We start from the raw sequence: 22725 nt of genomic DNA on the forward strand, positions 1-22725 counted from the left end.
TCCCGGGGGCCGCAAGCCCGAGGTGTCCCGAGGGACGACCGCTCGATAGCAAGGTGCTGGAGGATCCGTGGACCTGTCCCTGTCGACCCGTACCGTCGGCGATCGTACGGTCGTCGAGGTCGGTGGCGAAATCGATGTATACACCGCGCCCAAGCTGCGCGAGCAGTTGGTCGAGTTGGTGAACGACGGGAATTTCCACCTCGTCGTCGACATGGAGGGCGTGGACTTCCTCGACTCCACCGGACTCGGCGTACTGGTCGGCGGCCTGAAGCGGGTACGTGCCCATGAGGGCTCCCTGCGTCTGGTCTGCAACCAGGAGCGCATTCTGAAGATCTTCCGTATCACCGGCCTCACCAAGGTGTTCCCGATCCACACCTCGGTCGAGGAAGCGGTGGCGGCCACCGACTGACCCAGGGCCGGTCGCCGTGTCCGGACCGCTGGCCGGTCCGGACACCGGTAGGCCCCGGCCCCCGGCCGGTTCGTCGTGGGGGCCAATAGTTCCGCAGGGGTGCGGGCTCTCGGCGGCCCCGCCCCGACAACGCACGCCCGTAGTCGCGAGGGGGATGCATGGCCACCGTCGAACTCCGCTTCAGCGCGCTGCCCGAGCACGTCAGGACCGCCCGGCTGGTGGCGGCAGCGGTGGCGCGCAGGGCCGGAGTGGACGAGGCCGTGCTGGACGAGGTCCGGCTCGCCGTCGGCGAGGCGTGCTCCCGTGCCGTCGGCCTGCACCGGAGCCATGAGATCGCGGCTCCGGTGAAGGTGGCGCTGATCGAGGACGAGAAGCTGTTCTCCATCGAGGTCGGCGACGAGGCCCCGCACGCCGTGCCCGCCGAGCGGGTGGCCGGCGGTCCTGCCGCCGACGCCGACGTGGAGGCCGAGGAGGACGAGATGGGCCTCGCGGTCATCAGCGGCCTCGTGGACGACGTGGAGGTCACCACGGGCGAGAACGGCGGGCTGATCCGGATGAGCTGGCCCACCGCTCCACCGGCCGTCGCACTCGCCTGACCCAGGCGCACAACGCACCGAAGGGCCCTGCTGAGCAGGGCCCTTCTCGCTTTTCCGGGCACCCCGCCGAATTCGTGAAGGAATTCACGATCAATACCCCGATAATTCGATCAAGCATCAATGTGCCCGTCAATGCCCCAAGGGCGTTACTACTTTCGGGTTCCATGGGTTGACCTCGATCATTTGCTGAAGTGGCACGAGAAGGCCAATTCCGTTTACCGTCCCCTGTTTAGATCACTCGGCGGTACCTAGAATCCGTCCACATCTTGAGCTCAGCCCAAGCGTCAAGGAGGACGAATGGCGGGGCTTTCTACCCCTCAGCAGTTGGGTCACCCCACAACACTCGCGGCAGCGGTCCTGACCGACGACAACCGGATCATCGTGGCGGTGATCGCGGTGGTCGCCCTGGCCGCGCTCGCGGTCGCGGGCATCCTGGTGCGCCAGGTGCTGGCGGCCGGCGAGGGCACCGACGGCATGAAGAAGATCGCCGAGGCGGTCCAGGAAGGTGCCAAGGCGTATCTCGCCCGGCAGTTGCGCACGCTCGGCGTATTCGCCGTCGTCGTCTTCTTCCTGCTTCTGCTGCTGCCCGCGGACGACTGGAATCAGCGCGCCGGACGATCACTGTTCTTCTTGATCGGCGCGGTGTTCTCGGCGGCCACCGGCTATATCGGCATGTGGCTGGCGGTGCGCAGCAATGTGCGCGTCGCAGCAGCGGCCCGGGAAGCCACTCCGGCACCCGGTGAACCGGAAAGAGATCTCACCACCGTCTCGCACACCGCGATGAAGATCGCATTTCGCACGGGCGGTGTGGTCGGCATGTTCACGGTGGGGCTCGGCCTGCTGGGCGCCTCCTGCGTGGTGCTGGTCTACGCGGCCGACGCGCCGAAGGTGCTCGAGGGCTTCGGCCTCGGGGCCGCCCTGATCGCCATGTTCATGCGTGTGGGCGGCGGCATCTTCACCAAGGCCGCCGACGTCGGCGCCGACCTGGTCGGCAAGGTCGAGAAGGGCATTCCGGAGGACGACCCGCGCAATGCCGCGACCATCGCCGACAACGTGGGCGACAACGTCGGCGACTGCGCCGGCATGGCGGCCGACCTGTTCGAGTCGTACGCCGTCACCCTGGTGGCCGCACTGATCCTCGGCAAAGCGGCCTTCGGCGACTCCGGGCTCGCCTTCCCGCTGCTCGTGCCCGCCATCGGTGTGATCACCGCGATGATCGGCATCTTCGCGGTCGTGCCGAGGCGAGCCGACCGCAGCGGCATGACGGCGATCAACCGCGGCTTCTTCATCTCCGCGGTGATCTCCCTCGCGCTGGTCGCGATCGCGGTCTTCGTCTACCTGCCGGGGACGTACGCGGACCTCGACGGCGTCACCGACGCGGCCATCCGGAGCAAGAGCGGCGACCCGCGCGTCCTCGCTCTGGTCGCGGTCGCCATCGGCATCCTGCTGGCCGCCGTGATCCAGCAGCTGACCGGCTACTTCACGGAGACCAACCGCCGCCCGGTCCGGGACGTCGGCAAGACCTCCCTCACGGGCCCGGCCACCGTCGTCCTCTCCGGCATCTCGCTGGGCCTGGAGTCGGCCGTCTACACCGCGCTGCTGATCGGGCTCGGCGTGTACGGCGCGTTCCTGCTCGGCGGCACCTCGATCATGCTCGCGCTGTTCGCGGTGGCGCTGGCCGGCACCGGCCTGCTCACCACGGTCGGCGTGATCGTCGCCATGGACACCTTCGGGCCGGTCTCCGACAACGCCCAGGGCATCGCCGAGATGTCCGGTGACGTCGAGGGCGCCGGCGCCCAGGTGCTCACCAACCTGGACGCGGTCGGCAACACGACCAAGGCCATCACCAAGGGCATCGCCATCGCCACCGCCGTTCTCGCGGCGTCGGCGCTGTTCGGGTCGTACCGGGACGCCATCACCACCAACGTCCAGGACGTCGGCGCGAAGCTCAGCGGGCCAGGCTCACCGCTGAGCCTGTCGCTGGACATCTCGCAGCCGAACAACCTGGTCGGGCTCATCGCGGGCGCCGCGGTCGTGTTCCTGTTCTCCGGACTCGCGATCAACGCGGTGTCGCGCTCGGCCGGTTCGGTGGTCTTCGAGGTGCGGCGGCAGTTCCGTGAGCGGCCCGGGATCATGGACTACACGGAGACGCCCGAGTACGGCAGGGTCGTCGACATCTGCACCAAGGACGCCCTGCGGGAGCTGGCCACGCCCGGTCTGCTCGCCGTCATGGCGCCCATCTTCATCGGGTTCACCCTCGGCGTCGGCGCGCTCGGCTCCTATCTCGCGGGCGCGATCGGCGCGGGCACGCTCATGGCCGTGTTCCTCGCCAACTCCGGTGGCGCGTGGGACAACGCCAAGAAGCTCGTGGAGGACGGCCACCACGGCGGCAAGGGCAGCGAGGCCCACGCCGCCACGGTCATCGGCGACACGGTCGGCGACCCGTTCAAGGACACCGCGGGGCCGGCCATCAACCCGCTGCTGAAGGTCATGAACCTGGTCTCGCTGCTCATCGCGCCCGCGGTGATCAAGTTCTCCTACGGCGACGACAAGAACATCGGGGTACGGATCGGGATCGCGATCCTCGCCCTCCTCGTGATCATCGTCTCCGTGTACGTGTCCAAGCGGCGCGGTATCGCGGTCGGCGACGACGAGAACGCGGAACGCGTCACCAACTCGGCCGACGCGGCAGTGGTTTCGTAGGCCCTCTGTACAGGGTCCGGTCAACGGGCGGGCGGGCGGTGCGTGTTGACGCGCCGCCCGCCCGTTCGTGTGCGGGTGTCCGCTGCGGCTCCGGCCATGCCGTGAGCCTTCTCTCCCATGGTGCGAAGAGTCACAAAAGCAGACCAATGGGCCGATCGGTATACGGAGGGCAGCGGTCCGCCGTGTAGATTCCGGTGGCCGAGAGCCATGGAAGGGACCAATCCGGTGAACAAGAAGCTCACGGCCGCGCTGTCCGGCGGTGCGGTACTGGTAGTGGCGCTGTCGGGATGCAGCAGCAGCAACAAGGACAGCGGACCCGACCCCAAGCTGGTGGCCTGGGCCAAGAAGGTGTGCGACGCGGTGCCCGCGCAGGACGCGAAGATCAGGGCGGCGAACGCGTCGATAGCCAAGATCGCCACCGACAGCAACCTGCCGCCCAAGACGGCCAAGGAGACCTACGCGCAGGCCTTCCAGGACATGGCCGACGGCTACAAGGGCCTCGCCGCGGCCATCAGCAGCGCCGGAGCGCCCCCCAGCGTCGAGGGCGGTGCCAAGCGTCAGCAGGACGCGGCCAAGAACCTCAACGGCCTGGCCACCTCGTACAGCGACCTGAAGAAGAAGGTCGACGGGCTGGACACCAAGGACCAGGGCAAGTTCGCCAGCGGGCTGCACGACGTCGCCGACCAGACGAAGGCCATCGGTCAGCAGAGCAACAACGGCACCGAGGCGCTCAAGCGGCTCGAGCAGGGTGACGTCCAGGCGGCGATCGCCAAGCAGCCCAGCTGCAAGGTGGCCGCGTCGGCCACGGCGTCGTCCTCCACGACGGCCGGCTGACACCGGCGCTCCGGTCCGGACGGCCGCGCGGGCCGGCGCCGTGGGCGGGCCGCGCCGGCCGTGTGAGCCGACATGGGCGGTCGGGTCCGGACGCCGTGCCGCCGTGCCGACCTGCAGGGGCCACCGACGGCGGTCAGGCCCGCTCCCGCGGGCCGACACTGCCGGCCCCGGCGGCCTCGCGGCCGCGACATCGGCGGTCCCGTCCGGTCTCGCTGCCGCGACATCGGCGGTCCCGTCCGGTCTCGCCGCCGCGACATCGGCGGTCCGCACCGGCCGAGCTGCCCGGCACCCGCCGGGTGGCCCAGGGCCGGCCAAGCCGGCGGGCACCAGGGGGCCGGTTCGGCCGCCCTGACCCACAGCGGCGGTCTGCAGCCGCCGAGCTGCCCGGCACCCGGGCCGTGTCACGCCCGGCCAGGCCGGCTGACGCCCGAGATCCCATCCCCCGCTTGCCGGGCACCCGGGCGGCCCGGCCCGGCCAGGTCGGCGGGCACCGGAGATCCGGTCCGTCCGCTTGCCCCACCGCCCGGGCACACCAGGGCCGACCGAGCCGGCGGGAACCGGGGATCCAATCCGCCCGTGCTGTCCCGTGCCCGGCGGTTCGCACCGATCACGCTGCCCGATACGCGCGGCACACCAGGCCCGGCCGAGCCGGCTGGGGCCGGGGGCCGGGGCCGGCCGTGCTGTCCCGTGCCCCGCGCCCGGCGGTCCTCACCGGCGACGTGGCCGGACCGCTGCGGCCCAGGCCGGCCATGCCGGTCGGCACCAGCGATTCGGCACGGCCGAGCCGTCCGACACGGGACGGCCGGCCCGGCCACGCCGACCGGCCGGCCCGGCCACGCCGACCGGCCGACCCGGCCACGCCGACCGGCATGGCCGGCCTGGGCCGACCGGCTGCGTCGGCCACGCCGGCCGGCACCGGCGGGCCGGGTCGTTGTGCCGGGGCGGCCTCCGGTGGTGCCCGCGGGACACAATGGATGCGTGACTGACACCGGCCTCGCCCCCCTGCCCGCCACCGACCGGCCCGCCGTCGCCGCACGCCTGCGCGACGCCCTGCTCGCCGCCTCCTTCACCGCCGACGGGCTGCTCGATCTGCTCGGCGCGCCCGCCTACGCGGCGCTGGCCCGCAGCGAGACCGTGCCCGCCCTGCGGGCCACCCGCGGCGACACGCCGCTGGAGACCCTCGTCCGGCTGTTCCTGCTCCAGCAACCGGCGCCCTACGCGCGCGTGGCGGCCGTTCTGCCGGTCGACGAGGCCTTGGCGGGCGGCTGGCTCACCGAGGCGGGGCACGGCCAGGTGGCCGCGACCGTGGACGTGCGGCCCTTCGGCGGACCCGAAGGGGAGGACTGGTTCATCGTGTCCGACCTGGGCTGCGCGGTCGGCGGCGCGGGCGGGATCGGGCAGCGCGACGAGGAGGTCGTGCTGGGCGTCGGCGGCGCCTCCACCACCCTCGCCGGCATCACCGTCCGCACCCCCGTCGGCTCGGCGCTGGACCTCGGCACCGGCTCCGGCATCCAGGCGCTGCACGCCTCACGGCACGCCACGCGCGTGACGGCCACCGACGTCAACCCGCGCGCGCTGCACATCACCGCGCTCACCCTCGCGCTCTCCGGCGCGCCCGCCGCCGACCTGCGCACGGGTTCGCTGTTCGAGCCGGTCAGGCAGGACGAGACCTTCGACCTGATCGTGTCCAACCCGCCGTTCGTGATCTCCCCGGGCGCCCGGCTGACGTACCGCGACGGCGGGATGGGCGGGGACGATCTGTGCCGCTCGCTCGTTCAGCAGGCGGGGGAACGGCTGAACCGGGGCGGGTTCGCGCAGTTCCTCGCCAACTGGCAGCACGTCGCGGGGGAGGACTGGCAGGACAGGCTCAGGTCGTGGGTGCCGCGCGGGTGCGATGCCTGGATCGTGCAGCGCGAGGTGCAGGACGTCACGCAGTACGCCGAGCTGTGGCTCAGGGACGCCGGCGACCACCGCGGCGACCCGGCGGAGTACCAGGCGCGGTACGACGCGTGGCTGGACGAGTTCGAGGCGCGCAAGGTCAAGGCCGTCGGCTTCGGCTGGATCACCCTGCGCAGGACCGGTGCCGCCGAGCCCTCCGTGACCGTCGAGGAGTGGCCGCACCCGGTCGAACAGCCGCTCGGTGAGGTGATCCGCGCGCACTTCGACCGGCTCGACTACCTTCGGGAGTACGACGACGCGGCGCTGCTCGAAGGCCACTTCAAGCTGGCCGCCGAGGTGGTGCAGGAGCAGGTCGGGCTGCCCGGCGCCGAGGACCCGGAGCACGTGGTGCTGCGCCAGCACCGCGGGATGCGCCGCGCCACCAAGGTCGACACGGTCGGCGCGGGCTTCGCCGGGGTGTGCGACGGCACGCTGAGCGCCGGCCGCATCCTGGACGCCATCGCCCAGCTCGTCGGCGAGGACCCGGTGATGCTGCGCGACCGCACGCCCGCGCAGATCCGGCTGCTGGTGGAGCAGGGCTTCCTCGAGCCCCAGGTGTGACGCACCGGGCGTGGTGCCCCGGATATGACGCCACTCCGAGCCCGTGGGTCTGTGAGAAGCAGCACGGGCACGGCTACCCGGCCCCTCGCAGCCGGGTACGGAGCGTCGTCGTATGCCACCGGCACGGGCCGCAACGCGCCGGGTCCGGCAAATCGGCCGGAAAAATATGGGTGGGGGCCGAGCGGGCACCGTTCGTGTGCCCGTTCGGTGACGCGCCGGCCTTCCGTTCACCCTGATGTCGCCCGTGCGTTTCCCGCGCGTGCCACTCTCCCCGCGCTGGGTTCGGGCGGCGGCGCTGGAGGGGCGGGCGGAACCATGGAGAGTGGGCCGGCGATCTTCGCGGGAGTGGTGTTCGCCCTGTTCGGAGGGGCTCTGCTGGTGTGGACCGGCACGCGCGTGCGGCGCGGTGAACCGGTCGCCCTCGGTGTGAACCAGGTCGCATCGGCGGCCCTCGCCGGCGCCGCCGGTGTCCTCGCGCTCGGCCTCGCCGCGTACTGCCTCACCCGCCTCTGACATCGGCGGCCGACGTGCCGTACGGGTAATTGGAGCGTCACGCTCCGGACAGGGGGCGCGGGAACGCTGCCCACTCCGGGCGGCAGGAATGCCGGTAGTCGGGTTACCGTTCGAGTGGCCGTTGTGGGCTTTTCCCGTTTGACACGGGGGCGGGATGTAGCGTCACACTCCGCAGCGTCACACGAGCCAGAAGCACGCCGCGACCCCGGGACCAAGGCCTGGGGAGGCCACAGCGTCGACCGGAGAGAAGAGCGAAGTTGTCCCCGACCAGCGAGACCGCACAGGGCGGCCGCCGACTCGTCATCGTCGAGTCGCCTGCCAAGGCGAAGACGATCAAGGGCTACCTCGGCCCCGGCTACGTAGTCGAAGCGAGCGTCGGGCACATCCGTGACCTTCCCAACGGCGCCGCCGAGGTGCCCGACAAGTACACCGGTGAGGTCCGCCGCCTCGGTGTGGACGTCGAACACGACTTCCAGCCGATCTATGTGGTCAACGCCGACAAGAAGGCGCAGGTCAAGAAGCTCAAGGACCTGCTGAAGGACTCCGACGAGCTGTTCCTCGCCACCGATGAGGACCGGGAGGGCGAGGCGATCGCCTGGCACCTCCAGGAGGTCCTCAAGCCCAAGATCCCCGTCAAGCGGATGGTCTTCCACGAGATCACCAAGGACGCGATCCGCGAGGCCGTCGCCAACCCGCGCCAGCTCAACCAGAAGCTGGTCGACGCCCAGGAGACCCGCCGCATCCTCGACCGCCTCTACGGCTACGAGGTCTCGCCGGTCCTGTGGAAGAAGGTCATGCCGCGCCTGTCGGCCGGCCGTGTCCAGTCCGTCGCCACCCGGCTCGTCGTCGAGCGGGAACGCGAGCGCATCGCGTTCCGCTCCGCCGAGTACTGGGATCTGACCGGCACCTTCGGCACCGGCCGCGCGGGTGATTCGAGCGACCCGTCGTCCCTCGTCGCGCGCCTGCAGACCGTCGACGGCCGGCGCGTCGCGCAGGGCCGCGACTTCGACTCCCTCGGGCAGATCAAGAGCGCGAACACCCTCCACCTCGACGAGGCGAACGCCCGCGCCCTCGCCGCGGCCCTGGAGAACACCCGCTTCTCCGTGCGCTCGGTCGAGTCCAAGCCGTACCGCCGCTCGCCGTACGCCCCGTTCCGTACGACGACGCTGCAGCAGGAGGCCAGCCGCAAGCTCGGCTTCGGCGCGAAGGCCACCATGCAGGTGGCCCAGAAGCTGTACGAGAACGGCTACATCACGTACATGCGTACGGACTCCACGACGCTGAGCGAGACCGCCATCGCGGCGGCCCGCGCCCAGGTCACGCAGCTGTACGGCGCCGACTACCTGCCGCCCCAGCCGCGCACGTACGCCGGGAAGGTCAAGAACGCCCAGGAGGCGCACGAGGCGATCCGCCCCTCGGGTGATCGTTTCCGCACCCCGGCGGAGACCGGCCTGACCGGCGACCAGTTCAAGCTCTACGAGCTGATCTGGAAGCGGACCGTCGCCTCCCAGATGAAGGACGCGACGGGCAACTCCGTCACCGTGAAGATCGGTGGCACCGCGGCCGACGGCCGGGACGTCGAGTTCAGCGCCTCCGGCAAGACGATCACCTTCCACGGCTTCCTGAAGGCCTACGTCGAGGGTGCCGACGACCCGAACGCCGAGCTGGACGACCGCGAGCGCCGGCTGCCGCAGGTCGCCGAGGGCGACCCGCTGTCCGCCGAGGAGATCACGGTCGACGGCCACGCCACCAAGCCCCCGGCCCGCTACACCGAGGCCTCCCTGGTCAAGGAGCTGGAAGAGCGCGAGATCGGCCGCCCGTCGACGTACGCGTCGATCATCGGCACGATCCTCGACCGCGGCTACGTCTTCAAGAAGGGCACGGCCCTGGTGCCGTCCTTCCTCTCCTTCGCCGTGGTCAACCTGCTGGAGAAGCACTTCGGCCGGCTCGTCGACTACGACTTCACGGCCAGGATGGAGGACGACCTCGACCGCATCGCCCGCGGCGAGGCGCAGGCCGTGCCGTGGCTGAAGCGCTTCTACTTCGGCGAGGGCAACGTCACCGGCGCGGCGGCGGACGCCGGCAACGGCGACGGGGACCACCTCGGCGGCCTCAAGGAACTGGTCACCGACCTGGGCGCGATCGACGCCCGCGAGGTGTCCTCGTTCCCGGTGGGCAACGACATCGTGCTCCGCGTCGGCCGCTACGGCCCCTACATCGAGCGCGGCGAGAAGGACACCGAGCAGCACCAGCGCGCCGACATCCCGGACGACCTGGCGCCCGACGAGCTGAGCGTCGAGCTGGCCGAGGAACTGCTGGCCAAGCCCAGCGGCGACTTCGAGCTGGGCGCCGACCCGGCCACCGGCCACCAGATCGTCGCCAAGGACGGCCGCTACGGCCCGTACGTCACCGAGATCCTCCCCGAGGGCACCCCGAAGACCGGCAAGAACGCGGTCAAGCCGCGCACGGCCTCCCTCTTCAAGTCCATGGCGCTGGACACGGTGACCCTCGACGACGCGCTGAAGCTGATGTCGCTGCCGCGTGTCGTCGGCACCGACGCCGACGGCGTGGAGATCACCGCTCAGAACGGCCGCTACGGCCCGTACCTGAAGAAGGGCACGGACTCGCGCTCGCTCCAGGCCGAGGACCAGATCTTCACGATCACCCTGGAGGAGGCGCAGGCGATCTACGCCCAGCCGAAGCAGCGTGGCCGCGCCGCCGCGAAGCCGCCGCTGAAGGAGCTCGGCGAGGACCCGGTGTCGGGCAAGCCGGTCGTGGTCAAGGACGGCCGCTTCGGCCCGTACGTCACCGACGGCGAGTCCAACGCCACCCTGCGCTCCGGCGACAGTGTGGAAACGATCACACCGGAGCGCGGCTTCGAGCTGCTCGCGGAGAAGCGCGCGAAGGGGCCCGCCAAGAAGACGGCGAAGAAGGCCCCGGCCAAGAAGGCCGCCCCGGCGAAGAAGACCGCCGCCAAGAAGACGGCGGCGAAGAAGACGACCGCCGCCGCGAAGAAGACCACGGCCAAGAAGACCACCGCCAAGAAGGCGACGGCTTCGAAGGCCACGGCGTCCGGCACCGAGGACTGACACCCCGTCGGACCAGCGGACGGCCCCTACCCCGGGCCGCACGTGGATGCGTACCTCGGTCCGCGCCCCGGCTTCGCGAAACGAACGCCCCGGCATCACTTTGGTGTCGGGGCGCGCGGACGTCCGGGCGGCCTGGGTGTGGTGTCGGATCCTGCGGATAGGCTGAACGCATGACGCGAGCCGAGCAGCCAACGGCCCCCACCACAGCACCGGACGACGCCCTGGTCGCGGACTCCCGCGAACGGGCAGTCCGTTCCCTGCTGCGCCGACCGGAGTTGAGGCGCCTGTGGAGCGCACAGCTCGTGAGCGGCGTCGGTGACGCCCTCGCGCTCCTCGTGCTGGTCCTCCTCGTCCTCCAGGCCGCCGTCGCCGAGGGTTCCTTCGGCGGCGGCTACCGCGGCGTGGCGTTCGCAGTGGCGACGGTCTTCGCCGCGCGCATCCTCGCCACCCTGCTCTTCGGCGCGGTCCTGCTCGGTCCGCTGACCGCGCTCACCGCCCCCGAGGGCCCGCTCGACCGCCGCTGGACCATGGTCGGCGCCGACGGCCTGCGGGCCGCGCTGCTGATCGTCGCGCCGCTGTGGATCGACTGGAGCCCGGCCAACGCGCTCGCGATCCTGCTGGTCACCGCCTTCGTCGTCGGCGTCGCCGAGCGGCTGTGGACGGTGTGCCGGGAGAGCGCGGCGCCCGCCCTGCTGCCCGTCCCGCCCCTGGAGGGCGCCACGGTGCGCCCGCTGCCGGACCACCTGGACGCCCTGCGCCGCCTCTCGCTGCGCACCGGCTTCCTGGCCGTCCCGCTGGCGGCCGCCGCGCTCGTGGTGGCCGCACTGCTCAACAACCTGCTCGCCACCGGCGTCGCCTGGTTCGACCAGCACCACGCGGCCCTCGCCGCCTACGTGGCGGCGGGACTCTTCGCCGCGTCCCTGTCCGTGCTGGCCGCTCTGGACCTGCCCGGCCGGAGCACCCCGCGCCCGCGGTCCCCGCTGGAGGGCCTGCGCCGCCCGCGCACCGGCACCGGCGTCGACAAGGGACGTACCGGCGCGATCCCGCTGCTCGTACCGGCCTGCGCCGCCGTGGCCGGAGCCATCGCCGCCGCTGTCTCGGTGTGCGTGCTGCACGCCACCGACCTGGGCGGCGGCCCGGTGCTCTACGGCCTGCTGGTCCTCGGCCTGACCGGCGGGGTCGCCGTCGGCATCCGCACGGCGCCCTCGGTGCTGCCCTCGCTCTCCCGCCGCCGGCTGCTCGCCCTCGCGATCGCCTTCACCGGCATCGCCCTGCTCGCCGCCGGCCTCGTCCCGGACGTCACCACCGTCCTGCTGATCGTCACGCTGGCCGGCATCGCCGCAGGCGTGGCCGCCAACACCGGGCACGCCCTGCTGGACCAGGAGACCGAGGAGTACCGCCGGGCGCGGGTCACCGAGCACCTGCACGCGGTGGTGCGCGTCTTCGTGGCGCTGGGCACCGTGATCGCCCCCGTGGTCGCCGGCCTGATCGGCCGGCACCGGATGGAGAACGGCCGCTTCGTCTTCGCGCACGGCGGTGCCTCCTTCACCCTGATGCTGGTCGGCGCGCTGCTGCTGCCGGTGGCCGCGCTGGTGCTCGCCAAGGTGGACGACCGCTCCGGCATCCCGCTGCGGCAGGACCTCAGGGACGCGCTGCTCGGCGGCGACGACCCGGACACGGCCCCGGCGACGAACGGCTTCTTCATCGCCCTGGAGGGCGGCGACGGAGCCGGCAAGTCCACCCAGGCCGAGGCGCTCGCCGACTGGATCCGCGCCAAAGGCCACGAGGTCGTGCTCACCCGCGAGCCCGGGGCCACCCCCGTGGGCAAGCGGCTGCGCTCGATCCTGCTGGACGTGTCCTCGGCCGGCCTGTCGCACCGCGCGGAGGCGCTGCTGTACGCGGCCGACCGGGCCGAGCACGTCGACACCGTCGTACGCCCCGCCCTGGAGCGCGGCGCGGTCGTCATCTCCGACCGGTACATCGACTCGTCCGTCGCCTACCAGGGCGCGGGCCGTGACCTGTCCCCGACCGAGATCGCCCGCATCAACCGCTGGGCGACCGACGGGCTCGTCCCGCACCTGACCGTCCTGCTGGACGTCTCCCCGGAGGCCGCGCGCGAGCGGTTCACCGAGGCGCCGGACCGGCTGGAGTCGGAGCCGGCCGAGTTCCACGCGCGCGTACGGGCCGGTTTCCTCACCCTCGCCGCCTCCGACCCCGGCCGCTACCTGGTGGTGGACGCCGGGCAGGAGCCCGAGGCCGTCACCACCGTCATCCGGCACCGTCTCGACACCGTGCTGCCGCTCTCCGAGGCCGAGATCAAGGCCCAGGAGGAAGCGCGCAGGAAGGCCGAGGAGGAGGCCCGCCGCAAGGCCGAGGAGGAGGCCGCGCGCAAGGCCGAGGAGGAGCGCCTGGAGCGTGAGCGCCAGGAACAGCTCGCCAAGCTCCGCGCCGAGGAGGAGGAGCGCAAGCGCCGCGAGCTGGAGGAGGCGCAGCGCCGCGAGGCCGAACGGCAGGCGGAGGAGGCCCGGCAGCGGGCCGAGGAAGCGCGCCGGCGCGCCGAGGAGGAGCGGCAGCGGCTGCTCGCCGAGGAGCAGGCCCGGGCCGAGGAGGAGGCCCGCCGCAAGGCCGAGGAGGAGCGGCGGCGCAAGCAGGCCGAGGAAGAGGCACGGCTGCGCGCCGAGGAAGAGGCACGGCAGGCCCGGCTCCGCGCCGAGGAGGAGGCGCGGCGCCTGGAGAAGCAGCGCAAGGCCGAGGAAGCCCTGCTGCGCGCCGAGGAGGCCCGACGGCAGGCGGCCGAGGCCGCGGCGGCCGCCGACGAGGCGGCCCGCAGGCCCAGCACCCCGCGGCCCAAGGCGCCGAGCGTGAACCCGCAGGCGGCGGCCCGGCCGACCCCCGCCGCGGCGGCGGGCTTCGACGAGACGGTGCCGACGCCGGTCGTGTCCCCCGGGACCGACGAGACCGCCGTGCTGCGTCCGGTGCGCGAGGAGCGGGCCGACGGCGCGGGTTCGTCCGGGCCCGGCCGCGACTCCGAGGTGACGGCCGAGCTCCCCCAGCCGCCCGCTCCCGGCGCGGCGGACGAGACGGCCGTCCTGCCGCCGGTGCCTTCGGGCGCGGCCGACGAGACCGCCGTGCTGCCGCCCGTGTCCGCGGACGAGACGGCCGTCCTGCCGCCGGTGCCCCCGGGCGCCGCCGACGAGACCGCCGTGCTGCCGCCGGTACGGAACGCCGCCTCGGGCGACCGGGTGCCGCCCGGCTTCTTCCGCGACGAGCGGCCCGCGGCCGGCCCCGACGGCTCCGAGGACCGTACGCGCGAGATGCCCCAGCTGGACGCCGACGGCACGCCTCGCCGCAGGCCCCGCCCCGACTGGGCCGAGGAGACCCCGCTGGACGACCTGCCCAGCCTGGCGGACGAACTGCTGGGGTCGTACGGCGAGCGCGAGTTCCCGGAGCGCCAGGAGCAGGGTGACTCCGGTGAGGACCGCGGCCGCCGGGGCCGGGGACGCGGCCGCCGCGGCTGAGCGCGCACACCCGCACGGCGTGCAGGGCGGCGCCCGCCGGACCCCCCGGGGGGTCCGGCGGGCGCCGCCGTCGTCTTCGCCGCCTGCGGTGATCGGCGCCGCCGTCGTCACTCACCGCTGCCGTGATCGGCGCTGCCGTCGTCCGGCGCTCACCGCTGTCGCCCGCCCGCTCCTCGTCGGTGCCCGTCCGGGCTGTCAGTGCGCACCCGCACAATGGATCCGGAACGCGGAACGTGACGGAAGGGCGGCGTGACCCATGACCGTGTGGGACGACCTCGTCGGGCAGGAGAAGGTGAGCGCGGTGCTCGACGCCGCAGCGCGGGACGCCGACGCCCTGGTCACGGCCGCCTCGGCGGCCCAACCGCTGCCCGAGGCGTCGAAGATGACCCATGCCTGGCTGTTCACGGGACCGCCCGGAGCGGGCCGCAACCAGGCGGCCCGGGCCTTCGCCGCCGCCCTGCAGTGCGTGAGCCCCGACCGCGCTCTCGGCGGTTCCCCCGGCTGCGGCTTCTGCGACGGCTGTCACACCGCGCTGCTCGGCACCCACGCGGACGTCACCACGGTCGCCGCCGTCGGCGCCGAGATCCTGGTCAAGGACATGCGGGACACCGTCCGCAAGTCGTTCACCGCGCCCGCGAACGGCCGCTGGCAGATCATCCTGGTCGAGGACGCCGAGCGGCTCAACGAGAAGTCGGCCAACGCCGTCCTCAAGGCGGTGGAGGAACCGGCGCCGCGCACGGTCTGGCTGCTGTGCGCCCCCTCCGTCGAGGACGTCCTGCCCACGATCCGCTCCCGCTGCCGGCACCTGAACCTGACCACGCCGTCCGTGGCCGCGGTCGCCGACATGCTCGTACGGCGCGACGGCATCGAACCCGAGGTGGCGGCGTCCGCCGCGCGCGCCACCCAGGGCCACGTGGACCGGGCCCGCCGCCTGGCCACCGATCCGGCGGCCCGCGAGCGCCGCGCCGCCGTGCTCAGACTCCCGCTGCGCCTGGACGAGGTGGGCGCCTGTCTCCGGGCGGCGCAGGAACTGGTCGACGCGGCCGCCGAGGACGCCAAGCAACTCGCCGAGGAGATGGACGGCAAGGAGACCGACGAGCTGAAGGCGGCGCTGGGCGCGGTCCAGGGCGGCCGGATGCCGCGCGGCACGGCGGGCGTGATGAAGGACCTGGAGGAGATGCAGAAGCGCCGCCGGACCCGGACCCAGCGCGACAGCCTGGACGTCGCGCTCGGCGACCTGACCGGCTTCTACCGCGACGTCCTCGCCCTCCAGCTCGGCTCGCGTGTGGCGATCGCCAACGCCGACACCGCCGACTCCGAGGCCGCCCTGGACCGGCTGGCCCGGGGCAGCACGCCCGAGTCCACGCTGCGCCGCATCGAGGCGATCGCTGCCTGCCGCGAGGCCCTGGACCGCAACGTGGCGCCGCTGCTGGCGGTGGAGGCGATGACGATGGCCCTGCGGGCGGGGTGAGCCGGGCGTACGGTGGTTGACGGACCGCGTCCCCCGTACGAGGCGTCGGCCCGCACGCACCGCATCTGTTCCATCGCACAGCGTTACGCTCGCCTGATGCAGACCTGGCCTTCCCCTCGCCGGACCCGCCGCCCCCGGACCCGCGGCCGTCACCGGGCGGCACCGCGCGCCGCGGGCACCCTGATCGCCGCCGCAGCGCTGCTCGTGTCCGCCTGCTCCGCCGGGAGCCCGAGCACGTCGGCCCGCGGTGCGGCGGAGGCGGCGCTGGCCGCGCTGCCGAGTTCCACGCCGTCGGCGCTGTCGTCGTACTACCACCAGCACCTGCAGTGGCACGACTGCGGAGTCTCCGGATTCCAGTGCGCCACGATGAAGGCCCCGCTGGACTACGCCAAGCCCGACGCGGGTGACATCCGGCTCGCCGTCGCCCGCAAGCACGCCACCGGCAAGGCGAAGCCGATCGGCTCGCTGCTGGTCAACCCGGGCGGCCCGGGCGGCTCGGCGATCGGCTACCTCCAGCAGTACGCCGGGATCGGCTACCCGGCCGAGATCCGCGCGCGCTACGACATGGTCGCGATGGACCCGCGCGGCGTCGCCCGCAGCGAGCCCGTCGAATGCCTCACCGGCCGGCAGATGGACACGTACACCGAGACCGACACCACGCCCGACGACCAGCGGGAGACGGACGCGCTGATCGGGCAGTACAAGAAGTTCGCGGAGAGCTGCGGCGCGCACTCGGCGCGGCTGCTGCGGCACGTGTCCACCGTCGAGGCGGCGCGGGACATGGACATCCTGCGCGCGCTGCTCGGAGACCCCAAGCTCAACTACGTGGGCGCGTCGTACGGCACCTTCCTCGGCGCGACGTACGCGGGACTGTTCCCGCACCGGGTGGGCCGGCTGGTGCTGGACGGGGCGATGGACCCGTCGCTCGACGCCCGCCGGCTCAACCTCGGTCAGACGGCGGGGTTCGAGACGGCGTTCCAGGCGTTCGCGAAGGACTGCGTGCGCCATGCCGACTGCCCGCTCGGCGGCAAGGGCACCACGCCCGCGCAGGTCGGAGACCACCTCAAGGCCTTCTTCCGCAAGCTGGACGCCCACCCGATCCCGGCGGGCGACGCGAGCGGCCGCAAGCTGGGCGAGTCGCTGGCCACCACGGGGGTGATCGCGGCGATGTACGACCAGGCGGCCTGGGGGCAGTTGCGCGGGGCGCTGACCTCGGCGATGAAGGACAACGACGGCGCCGGCCTGCTGGCCCTGTCCGACAGCTACTACGAACGTGACGCCAAGGGCGGCTACAGCAACCTGATGATGGCCAACGCGGCCGTGAACTGCCTGGACCTGCCGTCCGCCTTCGCGAACCCCGAGCAGGTGAAGCAGGCGCTCCCGGAGTTCGAGAAGGCTTCGCCGGTCTTCGGTGAAGGCCTGGCCTGGGCCTCCCTGAACTGCGCGTACTGGCCGGTGCACGCCACCGGCAAGCCGCACCGGATCGAGGCCGAGGGGGCCGCGCCGATCGTCGTGGTCGGCACCACCCGCGACCCGGCGACCCCCTACCCGTGGGCCCAGTCCCTCGCCCACCAGCTCTCCTCGGGGCGCCTGCTGACGTACGTCGGCGACGGCCACACCGCCTACGGCCGGGGCAGCTCCTGCATCGACTCGGCGATCGACACCTACCTGCTCCACGGCACCCCGCCGCCCCCCGGCAAGCGCTGCACCTGACCCCCGACCGGCCCCGGCACCCCCGCCTCCGGGGCCGGTACGAAGCACCCCGCGAAACTGTGTAGACTTACCGACGTTGCCGATCGCACCATAGTGCGGGCAGCGCGCCGCTTTAGCTCAGATGGCCAGAGCAACGCACTCGTAATGCGTAGGTCTCGGGTTCGAATCCCGAAAGCGGCTCCATTCGAAGCCCAGCCCGGACACTGTCCTGGCTGGGCTTTTTCGTTCGAGGGGGCCGGGGGATGGGGTACGACCTGTACGCCGTGATCGGTGACGGTGAGGCGCTGAGCGCCGCGGCGAGAGAGCTCCCCGCCGCCCGGCCCGCGTCGATCGGGCAGGGGCTGGTTCTCATACCGATGACGGACACCCTGTTCGACGCGATCACGGGCGGCAGCCTTGAGCGCGCCCCGGGATTCCGGCGGTTGCCGGGAGGGTTCGAGCACACCCTCGCCGCCTGGTCGGCCGACGGGCCGGTGGCCTACGTGGAGGCCGACTACTTCGGCGGCGTGGGGGAGCAGCGGGCCGCCGTGTGGGACGGCGGGGCCCTGGTGCTGGGGCCGCTTCATCTCGACGAGGGGCAGCCGTTCGCGCCTGACGGCAGTCCGGTCTCCCAGGCGCTGCGGAGGCTGGGCGTGGTCGCGACCGCCGGGGAGGACGAGTTCTCGGCCGTGGGGCTGGGGCGGCACCGGCACAGTGAGGCGTGGGCCGGCTGACACGACGCTTCCGGCTCAGGGCCTCGTGCGGCCGATGGTCATCGACCAGCGGACCGTTGGGGGTGCCTGCACGGAGGCGGTGCCGCCGCGGGCCGTTCCGGTGACGCGTACCTCGTGGTGGACGGTGTCGGCCCGGTCGGCGGGGCATCGCAGCGGGAAGGCGACGTGCACGGGGTGCACCGTGACCTCGACGCCGCCCTCGCCCTGGCAGCGGACGGCCAGGATCAGGGTGTCCCCCTTCCTGCCCCCGGTGTAGGCGAAACTCGCGCTGCCCGTGATCGGCTCCTGGCGGCCGACGAGGATGTCGTCCGGGTCCAGTTCCGGTGCCCGGCGGAACAGGGGACGGGCGGCCGACGTGCCCGTGGGGGCCGTGGGCGTCGTGGTGGGGCCGGTGCCCGCCGAGGTCGTGCCCGCCGTGGCCATTCCTGCCGGAACCGTTCCCGCCGTGCCCGTTGCCGGGCTCGGCATGGACGGCACGGCGGTGCGTGGTGGCTTGCCGGTGGCGGTGGTGTGGGCGGTGGCGCAGCCGGTGGGCAGGGCGGCGCACGCGAGGGCCAGGGCGGCGTGGGTGCGGAGGGTCATGACTGGTTCCCCGTTCTTCCGTGGTCGCCCGGATCATGTCAGCGGCCCGGGGCGGACCGCGGGCCATCGCGCATTTCCTGAGCTGGACGAGAGGTCGGGGGCGCCGCGGCCTCCCGGGGCCGCCTTGCCGCGGGCGCTGGCGTCCTTCTAGGGTGAACGGGCCGTGGTGCTCGGGAAGACCGGTGACCGCCCTCAGGGGCGCAGTCCGGAGCGGCCCTCGCCACTGTGATCGGGAAGTTCCCGCCCCCTGGACGCCACTGGCCGCACGGCCGGGAAGGCAGGGGCGGGCGCGTCGACCCGTCAGCCAGGAGACCGGCCACGGCATCACGAAGCTGATCCACGAGGTGCTGGAGCGTGACCGTATGACCGTGCCCACAGGCGTGCCCGAGAGCGGGCCCCGGCCCGCCGCCACCCCGACCTTCCGGTGGCGCCGCGAGGACACCGTCCGGACGGCCGGCCTCCTCGCCGTGATCGTCGCGCTGCACGTGGTCGCGTTCGGGATCCTGTTCCTGCTCGTGATCCCGCGTCACTACGAGGTCAACACCCAGGCGTTCGGGATCGGACTGGGTGTCACGGCGTACACGCTCGGCATGCGGCACGCCTTCGACGCGGACCACATAGCCGCGATCGACAACACCACCCGCAAGCTGATGGCCGACGGCAAGCGGCCGGTGTCGGTCGGCTTCTGGTTCGCGCTCGGCCACTCCAGCGTGGTGGTCCTCATGGCCGCGCTGGTCGCGGGCGGCGCCAAGCTCGCCGGCACCCTGATGAACGACGGCTCCCGGACCCACCAGGTGCTCGGCACCGTCGGCACCACGGTCTCCGGCTCCTTCCTGTACCTGATCGCCGCGCTCAACCTCGTGGCCCTGGTGGGCATCGTGCGGGTCTTCAGGGCGATGCGGTCCGGGCACTACGACGAGGCCGCGCTGGAGGCCCACCTCGACGCGCGGGGCTTCATGAACCGGCTGCTCGGCCGGCTCACCCGGTCCATCCGCCGGCCCGGGCAGATGTTCCCGCTCGGCTTCCTCTTCGGGATCGGCTTCGACACGACGACGGAGGTCCTGCTCCTCGCCCTGGCCGGCAACGGGGCCGCCGCCGGGCTGCCGTGGTACGCGGTGCTGTGCCTTCCGTTGCTGTTCGCGGCCGGCATGAGCCTGTTCGACACCCTCGACGGGACCTTCATGAACTTCGCGTACCAGTGGGCGTTCTCCAACCCGGTGCGCAAGGTCTTCTACAACCTCACCATCACCGGCCTGTCCATCGCGGTCGCCTTCTTCGTCGGCACGATCGAGCTGGTCGGCGTCCTGCACGACAAGCTCGGCCTGGACGACGGGGTCACCGGCTGGATAGCGGGACTGGACCTGGACAACGTCGGCTACGTCATCGTCGGCCTGTTCGTGGTCGTCTGGGCCGTGGCCGTCGGCTACTGGCGGCTGGCCAGGGCCGAGGAGCGCTGGACGGCTCGCGCCGCCGACACCGGCTGACCCCCGTACGGCCCGCCCCCGGGCCGGCGTGCGCGTCCGGCCCGAGGGGGCCCGGGGGGCCCGGGGGAGAGGGGGGCTCAGCGGATGTCGATCTTGTAGATGGCGTCCTGGCCAGGGCCGTTGCTCGACCCCAGCCACAGCTGGTCCGCGCCCGGCACCTTGGCCAGCGCCCGGAGGCGGCCGTAGGCGCCGCTGTAGTAGGACGTCGCCGTGCCGACCGCCTTGCCGGTCGCGTCGATCGGCAGCCGCCACAGCCGCTCGCCGCGCAGCGTGGAGACGTAGATGACGTCGTTGACGATCGCGATCTGCGAGGGCACGCCCCCCGCCTCCGGCTTCCAGACCGACTTCGGGTTCTTCATCCCCGCGGTGGAGCACTTGCCCTCGCAGGCCGGCCAGCCGTAGTTGCCGCCCTTCTCGACGAGGTTCAGCTCGTCCCACTGGGAGCCGCCGATCTCGACCTCCCACAGCCGGCCCCGGGAGTCCCAGGCGAGGCCCTCCGCGTTGCGGTGGCCGTAGCTGTACACCCGGTTGCCGAAGGGGTTGCCCGGTGCCGCGGCGCCGGTCCTGGTGATGCGCAAAATCTTGCCGTTGAGCGAGTTCTTGTCCTGCGGGGTCGTCTTGTCCAGGGCGTCGCCGGTGGTGACGTACAGGTATCCGTCGGGCCCGAAGGCGATGGCGCCGCCGTTGTGGTCCGAGTGGAACTTGATGCCGCCGAGCACGACGGTGTACCCGCTGAGCGAGGTGCCGTCGAAGCGCATCTTCACGACCCGGGTGCCGGTGGCGGTCGTGTGGACGAAGAACACGTCCTTGTCCGTCGTGCCGTTCCAGGTCGGCGGGACCGCCACGCCCAGCAGCCCGCCGCTCGCGGTGGTGGCGTCGCCGTCGTCGGCGACGGTGTTCGGGACCGTGCCCACCTTCTTCCTGCCGCCGTCGGACTTCTGCAGCCACACCGCGGACGTGTACCGCTCGGTCACCAGCGCCTTCGCCGTCTTCGGCAGGAAGGACATCCCCCACGGGAACGTCCACTTGCCGGCCAGGGTGCTGATGCCCGACGGCGCACCGCCCTGCCGGACGTCACCGTGGCCATCGGGCCCGCCGGCGGACGCCGGCTGCGCGGCCGCGCCCGGCGCCTGGAGCAGGGCCGCGGTCAGCGCGGCGGTGACGGCGGCGGCCGCCGTGACACCCGGACGGACTCGATGCAGCACCTGCTGCGCCAAACGTGACATGTCGATGCCTTTCCTGTCGTGGGGGGAGGAGACCGCGGCGTTCCCCGAGCGGAGGAAGCGGAGGAACGGACGGCCGGGGGAGAGCGTGAGGGGCCAGGAGTAGCGCAATGCGGCTCCGCCGGGTGAGGCCTCATGGGAAGGGCCGGGCCGAAGCGTGGCAAGGGGTCCCGCACTCCTGCCAGGAGTATTGGTGTCCTCTCGACGCGGCAGCCACCCGGGTTGACCCATCTGCTGGGCGAGAATGGACCGCGAGGGGACAAAAGCACAGCAAAGGGGCTGCAAAGTGAATCCACGTCAGGTGAACCCCCGCCGCTGAGGCAACATCTTGGTGAACGGCGAGCGCCGCGCGGTCCGGACGCCGGTGCAGCCACAGCCCGGACGGGGTGAGGGACGTGGTGGAGCCGAGGATCGCGGTCGCCGTGGTGACCATGGGCAACCGGCCCGCCGAGGTCGACGCCCTGCTGGAGTCCGTGGCCAAACAGGACGTCGCCCCCGCCCGGATCGTGATCGTCGGCAACGGCTGCCGGCTGCCCGAGTACGCCCACCGGCTGTCCCTGCCGGGTGAGGTCACCACCGTCGACGTCGAGGAGAACCTGGGCTGCCCGGGCGGGCGCAACGTGGCCCTGGCCCGGCTCCGCGCGTACGGCGACGTCGACGTCGTGGTCGAACTGGACGACGACGGGCTGCTCGCCGACGCCGACGTGCTGCGCCGGGTGCGCGACCTGTACACCGCCGACCCGCGCCTCGGCATCGTCGGCTTCCGGATCGCCGACGAGCACGGCGAGACCCAGCAGCGGCACGTGCCCCGGGTCGGCAAGTCCGATCCGATGCGCGGCGGTTACGTCACCTGCTTCCTCGGCGGCGGCCACGCCCTCCGCATGGCGATGCTGGCCGAGACCGGTGACTGGCCCGCCGAGTTCTTCTTCGCGCACGAGGAGACCGACCTCGCCTGGCGGGCCGCCGATGCCGGCTGGAAGATCCTTTACGCCCCGGAGCTGCTCCTGCGGCACCCCAGGACCTCGCCGGCCCGGCACGCGATCTACTACCGCGTCAACGCCCGCAACCGGGTCTGGCTCGCGCGGCGCCGGCTGCCCCTGCCGCTGATCCCGGTGCACCTCGGCGTGTGGCTGCTGCTCACCCTCGCCCGTACCCGGTCCGCGGCCGGACTGCGGGCCTGGTTCGGCGGGTTCGCGGAGGGGCTGCGGGAGCCGGCGGGCGAGCGGCGGCCCATGCGCTGGCGGACGGTGTGGCGGCTGACCCGGCTCGGACGGCCGCCCGTGATCTGAGCGGACGGCGGGGCGAGCGGGGCGCGGGTTCGGTACCGGCGCACGGGACGCGGGTACGGGACAGGACCCCGGTCGTTCACCTCCGACGA

General features: G+C 72.7%; 15 protein-coding genes, 1 tRNA gene and 1 riboswitch. Of the genes, 14 read left to right on the plus strand and 2 right to left on the minus strand.

Features of this window, described 5'->3' with window-relative positions:
* Positions 1–67: 67 nt before the first annotated feature.
* The 12 genes from bldG to B446_RS20620 all read left to right on the plus strand — a co-directional run bounded on the left by bldG (position 68) and on the right by B446_RS20620 (position 18058).
* Positions 68–409, plus strand: a complete 342-nt coding sequence (gene bldG, locus B446_RS20565; RefSeq protein WP_010986038.1) for an anti-sigma factor antagonist BldG — start codon at positions 68–70, stop codon at positions 407–409.
* 158 nt (positions 410–567) lie between these two features.
* On the plus strand, positions 568–1005 hold the full coding sequence (locus B446_RS20570) for an ATP-binding protein (protein ID WP_020941368.1): 438 nt from the start codon (positions 568–570) through the stop codon (positions 1003–1005).
* Between the two features lie 297 nt (positions 1006–1302).
* Positions 1303–3708, plus strand: coding sequence for a sodium-translocating pyrophosphatase (locus tag B446_RS20575; RefSeq protein WP_043476128.1), 2406 nt, complete (start codon positions 1303–1305; stop codon positions 3706–3708).
* A 225-nt stretch (positions 3709–3933) separates the two neighbouring features.
* The gene (locus B446_RS20580; protein ID WP_020941370.1) at positions 3934–4542 is read left to right on the plus strand and encodes a hypothetical protein; all 609 of its coding nucleotides are present in this window, start codon (positions 3934–3936) and stop codon (positions 4540–4542) included.
* Positions 4543–5520: 978 nt separating this feature from the next.
* A complete protein-coding gene (locus B446_RS20585; protein WP_020941371.1) occupies positions 5521–7041 on the plus strand; it encodes a N5-glutamine methyltransferase family protein in 1521 nt (506 codons plus the stop codon).
* Between the two features lie 315 nt (positions 7042–7356).
* Positions 7357–7554 carry a hypothetical protein gene (locus B446_RS20590; RefSeq protein ID WP_020941372.1) on the plus strand — a complete coding sequence of 66 codons (198 nt, stop codon included), beginning with the start codon at positions 7357–7359 and terminating at the stop codon, positions 7552–7554.
* 257 nt (positions 7555–7811) lie between these two features.
* On the plus strand, positions 7812–10643 hold the full coding sequence (topA, locus tag B446_RS20595; RefSeq protein ID WP_020941373.1) for a type I DNA topoisomerase: 2832 nt from the start codon (positions 7812–7814) through the stop codon (positions 10641–10643).
* Between the two features lie 170 nt (positions 10644–10813).
* Complete coding sequence (gene tmk / locus B446_RS20600) at positions 10814–14161, plus strand: dTMP kinase (protein ID WP_043476132.1); 3348 nt, start codon at positions 10814–10816, stop codon at positions 14159–14161.
* A gap of 256 nt (positions 14162–14417) precedes the next feature.
* Entirely contained in the window at positions 14418–15632 is a 1215-nt protein-coding gene (locus B446_RS20605; RefSeq protein ID WP_020941375.1) for a DNA polymerase III subunit delta', read from the plus strand.
* A 96-nt stretch (positions 15633–15728) separates the two neighbouring features.
* The gene (locus tag B446_RS20610) at positions 15729–17345 is read left to right on the plus strand and encodes an alpha/beta hydrolase (RefSeq protein WP_020941376.1); all 1617 of its coding nucleotides are present in this window, start codon (positions 15729–15731) and stop codon (positions 17343–17345) included.
* 106 nt (positions 17346–17451) lie between these two features.
* A tRNA-Thr gene (locus B446_RS20615) sits at positions 17452–17528 on the plus strand.
* A 59-nt stretch (positions 17529–17587) separates the two neighbouring features.
* Complete coding sequence (locus B446_RS20620) at positions 17588–18058, plus strand: hypothetical protein (RefSeq protein ID WP_020941377.1); 471 nt, start codon at positions 17588–17590, stop codon at positions 18056–18058.
* A gap of 15 nt (positions 18059–18073) precedes the next feature.
* Here B446_RS20620 and B446_RS20625 read toward each other — a convergent pair whose 3' ends face one another.
* Positions 18074–18640, minus strand: coding sequence for a hypothetical protein (locus B446_RS20625; RefSeq protein ID WP_020941378.1), 567 nt, complete (start codon positions 18638–18640; stop codon positions 18074–18076).
* Positions 18641–18787: 147 nt separating this feature from the next.
* A riboswitch (cobalamin riboswitch) is annotated at positions 18788–18976 on the plus strand.
* A gap of 26 nt (positions 18977–19002) precedes the next feature.
* Here B446_RS20625 and B446_RS20630 point away from each other — a divergent pair.
* Entirely contained in the window at positions 19003–20124 is a 1122-nt protein-coding gene (locus B446_RS20630; RefSeq protein WP_020941379.1) for a HoxN/HupN/NixA family nickel/cobalt transporter, read from the plus strand.
* A gap of 77 nt (positions 20125–20201) precedes the next feature.
* Here the strand turns inward: B446_RS20630 and B446_RS20635 are convergent, their stop codons facing one another.
* Positions 20202–21350, minus strand: coding sequence for a PQQ-dependent sugar dehydrogenase (locus B446_RS20635; protein WP_078614924.1), 1149 nt, complete (start codon positions 21348–21350; stop codon positions 20202–20204).
* Between the two features lie 392 nt (positions 21351–21742).
* Between B446_RS20635 and B446_RS20640 the strand changes: the two genes are divergently transcribed.
* The gene (locus B446_RS20640; RefSeq protein WP_043476135.1) at positions 21743–22636 is read left to right on the plus strand and encodes a glycosyltransferase family 2 protein; all 894 of its coding nucleotides are present in this window, start codon (positions 21743–21745) and stop codon (positions 22634–22636) included.
* Positions 22637–22725: the final 89 nt, after the last annotated feature.

It is taken from the genome of Streptomyces collinus Tu 365 (genome assembly GCF_000444875.1).
In the GTDB taxonomy this organism is placed as follows: domain Bacteria; phylum Actinomycetota; class Actinomycetes; order Streptomycetales; family Streptomycetaceae; genus Streptomyces; species Streptomyces collinus_A.